The sequence below is a fragment of the Flavobacterium sp. genome (genome assembly GCF_039932285.1).
Classification (GTDB): Bacteria; Bacteroidota; Bacteroidia; order Flavobacteriales; family Flavobacteriaceae; genus Flavobacterium.
Window position 1 is genome coordinate 1 of the sequence record NZ_JBDTQE010000101.1, and the last position, 6,975, is coordinate 6,975.

Below are 6,975 nucleotides of genomic sequence, written 5' to 3' on the forward strand. Positions count from 1 at the left end.
GCTTACCCAATGGGAGCTCGTATGATGTCAGGTCATACAAAATATCATGAACAATTAGAGGAAGAATTAGCTGCTTTTGTAATGAAAGAATCAGCTTATTTGTTAAATTTTGGCTACCAAGGAATCATGTCAACAATTGACGCTTTGGTTACTAGAAATGATGTTATTGTATATGATGTTGATGCACATGCCTGTATTATTGATGGTGTTCGTTTGCATAGCGGTAAACGTTTTACTTACCGTCATAATGATGTGGAAAGCATGGAAAAAAACTTGCAACGTGCAACTAAACTTGCTACAGAAACAGGTGGAGGAATTTTATTTATCACCGAAGGTGTCTTTGGGATGCGTGGACAACAAGGAAAACTGAAGGAAGTTGTGGAGATGAAAAAGAAATACAATTTTCGTCTTTTAGTTGATGATGCACATGGTTTCGGTACACTTGGAAAAACTGGAGCAGGAGCAGGTGAGGAGCAAGGTGTTCAAGATGGAATTGATGTTTATTTCTCTACTTTTGCAAAATCTATGGCAAATATTGGTGCTTTCGTAGCGGCTGATAAAGATATTATCGATTACTTAAAATATAATTTGCGTTCTCAAATGTTTGCAAAAGCATTACCAATGATTCAAACTATTGGCTCATTGAAACGATTAGAATTATTAAGAGAATCATCTGCAATTAAAGACAAACTTTGGATAAACGTTAATGCGTTACAAAGCGGATTGAAAGAAAAAGGTTTTAATATAGGAGATACTAACACTTGCATTACACCTGTTTATCTAGAAGGTTCTATACCTGAAGCAATGATAATGGTTAATGATTTGAGAGAAAATTATGGTATTTTCCTATCTATCGTAGTGTATCCGGTTATTCCTAAAGGCCTTATTTTGTTAAGAATGATTCCTACATCTTCACATACTATTGCCGATATAGATGAAACATTGACTGCATTTGAAGCTATTCGTGAAAAATTAGAAAATGGGACTTACAAAAAAATTGCAGAAGCAACTACAATTGATGTCTCTTAATCTTTCTTAGAAATTAAATAAAAATATATATATTAAAAAAAAAGACAGTAGTAAACTTATGTTGACTACTGTTTTTTTATATGATTAATTATTCAGGAGTTTCATCAAAATTTACCATCCAATCGATACCAAATTTGTCGGTAAACATTCCAAAATAAGCGCCCCAGAACGTTTTGGTCATTGGCATAGATATATTCCCACCAGATGAAAGTCCGTTAAATAATTTGTCGGCTTCTTCTGTGTTATCTGCATTTATAGAAATCGAGATATTGTGACCAAATTTTACATCGCCAGAAGCAGTGTTGCTATCACTTCCCATTAGCATGGTTTCTTTTCCAATAGGCAAAGTAACGTGCATCACTCTGTTTGCATCAGCTTCAGATAATTTTGGTGTGTTTTCGTCTCCAGGCATGTCGCTAAATTTTCCCATATAAGGAAATTCTCCACCAAATACCGATTTGTAAAATAGAAATGCTTCTTCGCAATTTCCATTGAAAATTAAATAAGGGTTTACTGTTGCCATTTTTATATTTTAGAATTGTAATGTTAGTTATCCAAAAATACTAAAAAATATTAGATGATGTAAAAAAACAAATCTGGAATATTTGTTTCGACAATGCTTTAGTTTTAAAACATAGATATAAGAAAATAAACATATGCTTTATGGATTTAATAACTTTATGACTTGCGACTTTTTCAAATATCTAAAAAAATGTATCTTTGAAACCAAATTACAACATCATGATTGCTACCCAAGCTTCAACTCAATTAGAGCAATATTTTCAACAATTCCGTAATAATATCATTGGTATTAATCAGGAATTTGAGTCGCCTTTTGGTACACAAAAAATAATTTATACCGATTGGACTGCCAGCGGTCGTTTGTATCGTCCTATCGAGGAGAAATTGATGAACGAATTTGGTCCTTTTGTAGCTAATACCCATACCGAAACTACTGTTTCTGGTACAGCAATGACGATGGCTTATCACGAAGCCAGACATATTATAAAGCACCATGTAAATGCAAACGACGATGATGTTTTGATAAATGATGGTACAGGAATGACAGGTGTAGTAAACAAATTTCAGCGTATTTTAGGTCTTAAAATGCCCGAAAACCTAAAAGAATTTGCAAATATTCCCAAAGAAATAAAGCCTATTGTTTTTATTTCCCACATGGAACACCACTCTAACCAAACTTCTTGGTTAGAAACGATTGCCGATGTGGTTGTAATTCCTTCTTGCGAACAAGGTTTGTTTTGTATAGACAATCTTAAAAAATTGCTAGAAGAATATAAGGATAGAAGTTTCAAAATTGCCTCGATTACTTCTTGTTCTAACGTGACAGGAATAAGAACGCCTTACCACGAAGTGGCAAAGTTAATGCATCAAAATAATGGTGTTTGCTTTGTTGATTTTGCTTGCTCAGGCCCTTATGTTGCTATCGATATGCATCCAACGGATCCAGAGAGTTATCTCGATGCTATTTTCTTTTCTCCACACAAATTTTTGGGGGGACCAGGTACTTCGGGCGTATTAATTTTTAATAAAAATTTATACAAAAATAATATACCAGATTGCCCAGGCGGCGGAACAGTTTCTTGGACAAATCCTTGGGGTGAACACAAGTATATTGATAATATTGAAGATAGAGAAGATGGCGGAACACCAGGTTTTCTTCAGGTTATAAAAACTGCTTTGGCGATTCAGCTAAAAGAGCAAATGGGAATAGATAATATTCTGAAACGAGAGCACGAAATAGTTTCCTTAGTTTTTGAAAGCCTTGGAAATATCGAAAATATAAATATTCTTGCCAGCCAACATGAAGACAGATTGGGTGTCATTTCTTTTTATATTACCGATTTACATTTTAATTTAGGGGTGAAAATATTAAACGATAAATTTGGTATTCAAACCCGTGGTGGTTGTAGTTGCGCAGGAACTTACGGACATCATTTACTTCATGTAAACCAAGAAATGTCGCACGATTTAGTTTGCCAAATTGACTCAGGCGATTTGTTGCAAAAACCAGGTTGGATACGAATGTCTATTCACCCAACAACAACAACCTCAGAAATAGAATTTGTTTGTAATAGTATAAAAGCTTTGGCAGAAAACCACAAACAATGGTCTACCAATTATGATTACAACTCAAAAAGTAATGAGTTTGTACACAAAAAGGCTTTGAATAAAGAATTAGAAATGGTGAAAAGGTGGTTTAAAATTTAAAGATTACCAATAATCAAAACTTTTTTTAATTTTTTTAGTCTAATGTGATTAAGTTTAGATTTTTATTTAGATTTTTTAGTAACTGTTTTTAGGGTTTTATCTAACTAAATTTAGTTATTTTTTAAATGCATTTTATTAACTAATTTTAGTTAAAATTTACTTTATAATCTATTTTTTTGGCATTTTTATAGAATATATCGCAATTAATTATCAAAAATTTGATATTAATCACTAATTTAGCTAAACTAATCAATCTAAAATAAAATGTTATGACTACAATTAAAAAAGGGTTTCCTGTAAAAATTATAGCAGTAGTACTTTTATTAGCTTTAGTTTGTTCTTTAAGCATTTCATATACTGTATATGGAGATCTTATGCTGACACAAAAAAACTTAACAGAACAAAAAAATACGATTATCAAAGAATTGCAAATTTCAAAAGATTCTCTTGAAATTGCCATTTCTGAAAATTCATCTTTCAAAACAGATTTAATTATAGAAAGACAAAAAGTTACTAATCTGCTAAACGAAATTAAAGATAATACAGTAGATGTTGTTTCTATTATAAAATATAAAGAAGAAGTAAGTAGACTGAAAGATATTGTTGCCACTTTGACTAAAGATAAAATTGAACTTAAGATAAAAAATGATATACTTAAAGAGCAACGTGATAGTACAATTTTAGTTCTTGCTAATGCTAAAGAATCAAATGAGAAGTTAGCCGGTATGAATGATTATTATGTGAATAAGGTTTTAAATAAAGACTCTAAAATATCAGTTGTTAACTTAAAAGCAATTTCATTCAAACAATCTAAAAAAGGAGAAATAATAGAAACAGATAAAGCCAGTAAAGTAAATTTATTAGAAATTTCTTTTATGGTAATTGGAAACAAAAGACAAAAAGATTGTGATAAAAACTATTATGTTCAGATTATAGATAGTAAAAATAACGTTATTGGTAAAAATAACGTTAAAAAATTTGGGGAACAAATATTAAATTATAGTTATGAATCTCCAGTTAGGTTTAAAAACGAATCATTAGAAGTTACAGCACAATTAGATGTTGAGAATATAGAAAAAGGAAATTATATTGTAAATGTTTTTGACAAGAATGAATTAGCTTCTAAAATATCATTTGCTTTGAGATAATCTTTTAAAAAAAATGGAAATAGGTATTGAAGTTTTTGGTCATAAAAAGAAAACCATAAGAATATAACATATCTTATGGTTTTTTAATTTATGGGTTACAACAATTTTTTTTTGTGTTTCCAGCGTTTGTGAGTCCAAAGATAATATTCAGGTTGTTCGTAGATTTGTTGTTCTACTCGATTCATAAAATCTTCGGATATTTTATAATTAGGCACCGATTTTACATCTTCCGATAAGACTTCGAAACTAGCTTCGTAGTAACCACGTTTTATTTTTCTAGTTTTCAGAAAAATGACATTCATATCGTATTTTTTTGCAAGCATTTCGGCACCAAAATGAATAGGCGTTTCTATTCCCATAAAATGATACCAGTGTAAGTTATCTGACCATCTTGGTGTTTGGTCACTTGCAAAACCAAAAACGCCTAACTTTCCGCTAATTGCATTTTCTTGAATCGTTTTAGAGGTTTCTTTGGTTGTAATTAGTACTGCTTTAAATTTCGACCTAATATCTTTGACTAATTTATCAAAATATTCATTCGAAATTTTTTTATAAATCCCATAACCAGTAAAATTGATATGAAAATTCATCGAAATAGCCCATTCATAACTCGCATAATGTGCGCACAACAAGGCAATGCTTTTCCCTTTTTTTTCTAAATCTAGATAAACTTCTAGATTTGTAAATGTGTATCTTTTTTCTATTTCAGATTGGGAGATTGAAATTGTTTTTATCATTTCTAAAAATAGATCACACATATGACTATAAAACTTTTTTTCTATAACCAATCTATCTTTATTAGACAAATGAGGCAAAGCCAAAGCCAAATTATTTCGAACAGTTTTTTTTCGATAACCAATAATATAATAAACCAACAAATAAACGACATCAGAAAAAAGATATAACAGTCTAAATGGGAGTATAGAAATGAGCCAAAGAATAGGGTAAAATATTAAGTATATAAGTAATTGCATGTAGTATAAATTTAAGCAAATATACTTTTAATTCTTCTTTTAGTAAAATTCTATATCAAATGGTTTTAGTATATTTACTTTTTTAAATTTATACTTATATGAATACTTTTTTGATACTTATAATAGCATTGAATGTAATTTTTAGTTACAAAGGTTTTACTGATATTGCTTTTTTTAGAAAAAATGAGTTTCATATTGGTAGTATTCGAGCAGGAGAACAAAGCAGAATGTTTTCATCTGCATTTCTTCACGCCGATTGGGGACATTTATTCTTCAATATGTTTACCTTGTTTATGTTTGCGCCTGTAGTTATAGAAAATTTAGGAAATACTTCATTCTTGTTAATTTATTTAGGCAGTTTGCTAGCAGGCAGTTTACTTACTTTATATTTTCACAAAGATGATTATGGTTATAGAGCCATTGGTGCATCAGGTGCAGTTACAGGGATTTTATATTCAGCTATTTTACTAAATCCAGATATGAGCCTGTATATGTATTTTATTCCAATCCCAATTCCTGCTTATATTTTTGGAATAGGTTATTTATTATATTCTATTTATGGTATGAAAGCCAAAAATGACAATATTGGTCATACAGCACATTTTGGTGGTGCAATAGGTGGTTATTTGATAACAATATGTAAAGAACCCGAAATGCTTACCCAAAATACAAACATGGTTATTTTACTAGCTGTGCCTATTGTTTTATTATTTGTTTTAGCAAAAATTGGGAAATTATAGTTTGGCACGTGATTTGTTTAGTTAAAGATTAAATTAAAAAATAAATAAATATGAAAAATTTAGTAGTAACATTAATAACATTTTTTACAGTGATGACATACGCACAAGATCAAAAAATGAGTCAAATCCCTCAAATAACAGTTTCTGGCGAAGGAAAAATAAAAATAGTTCCAGATCAAGGTATTATTTCTCTAGGTGTCGAAAATACAGGTAAAGAAGCTGCCGAAGTAAAAAAAGCTAATGACGTTATTATAGATAAAATCCTGAAATTTATAAAAAGTAATAATATTCCTTCTGCCGATTTTCAGACTACAAATGTAAGTTTGAATAAAAATTACGATTACGAAAAAAAGAAATATAATTATGTAGCGAACCAAACGGTTACAGTTACACTAAAGGATTTATCAAAATACAATGAGTTTATGATGGGAATTACCGAAACAGGTGTAACCAACATACATGGTGTCGAGTTTAAATCATCAAAAATGGAAACTTATGAAGCTGATGCTAGAAAAAAAGCCATCTTAAATGCCAAACAAAAAGCATTAGATTATGTTTCGGTTTTAAATCAGAAAATAGGAAAGGCGTTAATGATTTCGGACAACTCACAACCATTTTATCCACAACCTATGTTTAAGGGTGCAATGATGTCTATGCAAGCAGATGAATCTGCACCAAAAGAAACATTAGCTATTGGAGAAATAGAAATAAATGCAAATGTTCAGGTTACTTTTATTTTAGAGTAAAACTACAACTTTGTTGCATAAAAAAAACCTGAACAATTTGTTCAGGTTTTTTTTGTGGGGAGAGTAGGATTCGAACCTACGAAGACGTAGTCAGCAGATTTACAGTCTG

7 protein-coding genes are annotated in these 6,975 nt (G+C 30.4%); 5 read left to right on the top strand and 2 right to left on the bottom strand.

The features are described from left to right. On the top strand, positions 1–1,029 hold a 1,029-nt coding region (locus ABI549_RS12920; protein WP_348076875.1), incomplete at its 5' end, for an aminotransferase class I/II-fold pyridoxal phosphate-dependent enzyme. An 88-nt stretch (positions 1,030–1,117) separates the two neighbouring features. Here the strand turns inward: ABI549_RS12920 and ABI549_RS12925 are convergent. Next, positions 1,118–1,552, bottom strand: coding sequence for a VOC family protein (locus ABI549_RS12925; protein ID WP_348076876.1), 435 nt, complete (start codon positions 1,550–1,552; stop codon positions 1,118–1,120). 218 nt (positions 1,553–1,770) lie between these two features. On the opposite strand from ABI549_RS12925, the gene ABI549_RS12930 reads away from it, so the two are divergent. After that, positions 1,771–3,258, top strand: coding sequence for an aminotransferase class V-fold PLP-dependent enzyme (locus ABI549_RS12930; protein WP_348076881.1), 1,488 nt, complete (start codon positions 1,771–1,773; stop codon positions 3,256–3,258). Positions 3,259–3,527: 269 nt separating this feature from the next. After that, on the top strand, positions 3,528–4,406 hold the full coding sequence (locus tag ABI549_RS12935; protein ID WP_348076877.1) for a hypothetical protein: 879 nt from the start codon (positions 3,528–3,530) through the stop codon (positions 4,404–4,406). A gap of 95 nt (positions 4,407–4,501) precedes the next feature. On the opposite strand, the gene ABI549_RS12940 is transcribed toward ABI549_RS12935, so the two are convergent. Beyond that, on the bottom strand, positions 4,502–5,380 hold the full coding sequence (locus ABI549_RS12940; protein ID WP_348076878.1) for a lysophospholipid acyltransferase family protein: 879 nt from the start codon (positions 5,378–5,380) through the stop codon (positions 4,502–4,504). 98 nt (positions 5,381–5,478) lie between these two features. Here ABI549_RS12940 and ABI549_RS12945 point away from each other — a divergent pair, with 98 nt between their 5' ends. Both ABI549_RS12945 and ABI549_RS12950 read left to right on the top strand, forming a co-directional pair. Further along, positions 5,479–6,120 (top strand): rhomboid family intramembrane serine protease, encoded by a 642-nt coding sequence (locus tag ABI549_RS12945; protein ID WP_348076879.1) that lies wholly within the window; start codon positions 5,479–5,481, stop codon positions 6,118–6,120. A 50-nt stretch (positions 6,121–6,170) separates the two neighbouring features. Continuing rightward, positions 6,171–6,866, top strand: coding sequence for an SIMPL domain-containing protein (locus tag ABI549_RS12950; protein WP_348076880.1), 696 nt, complete (start codon positions 6,171–6,173; stop codon positions 6,864–6,866). The last annotated feature ends 109 nt before the right edge of the window (positions 6,867–6,975 follow it).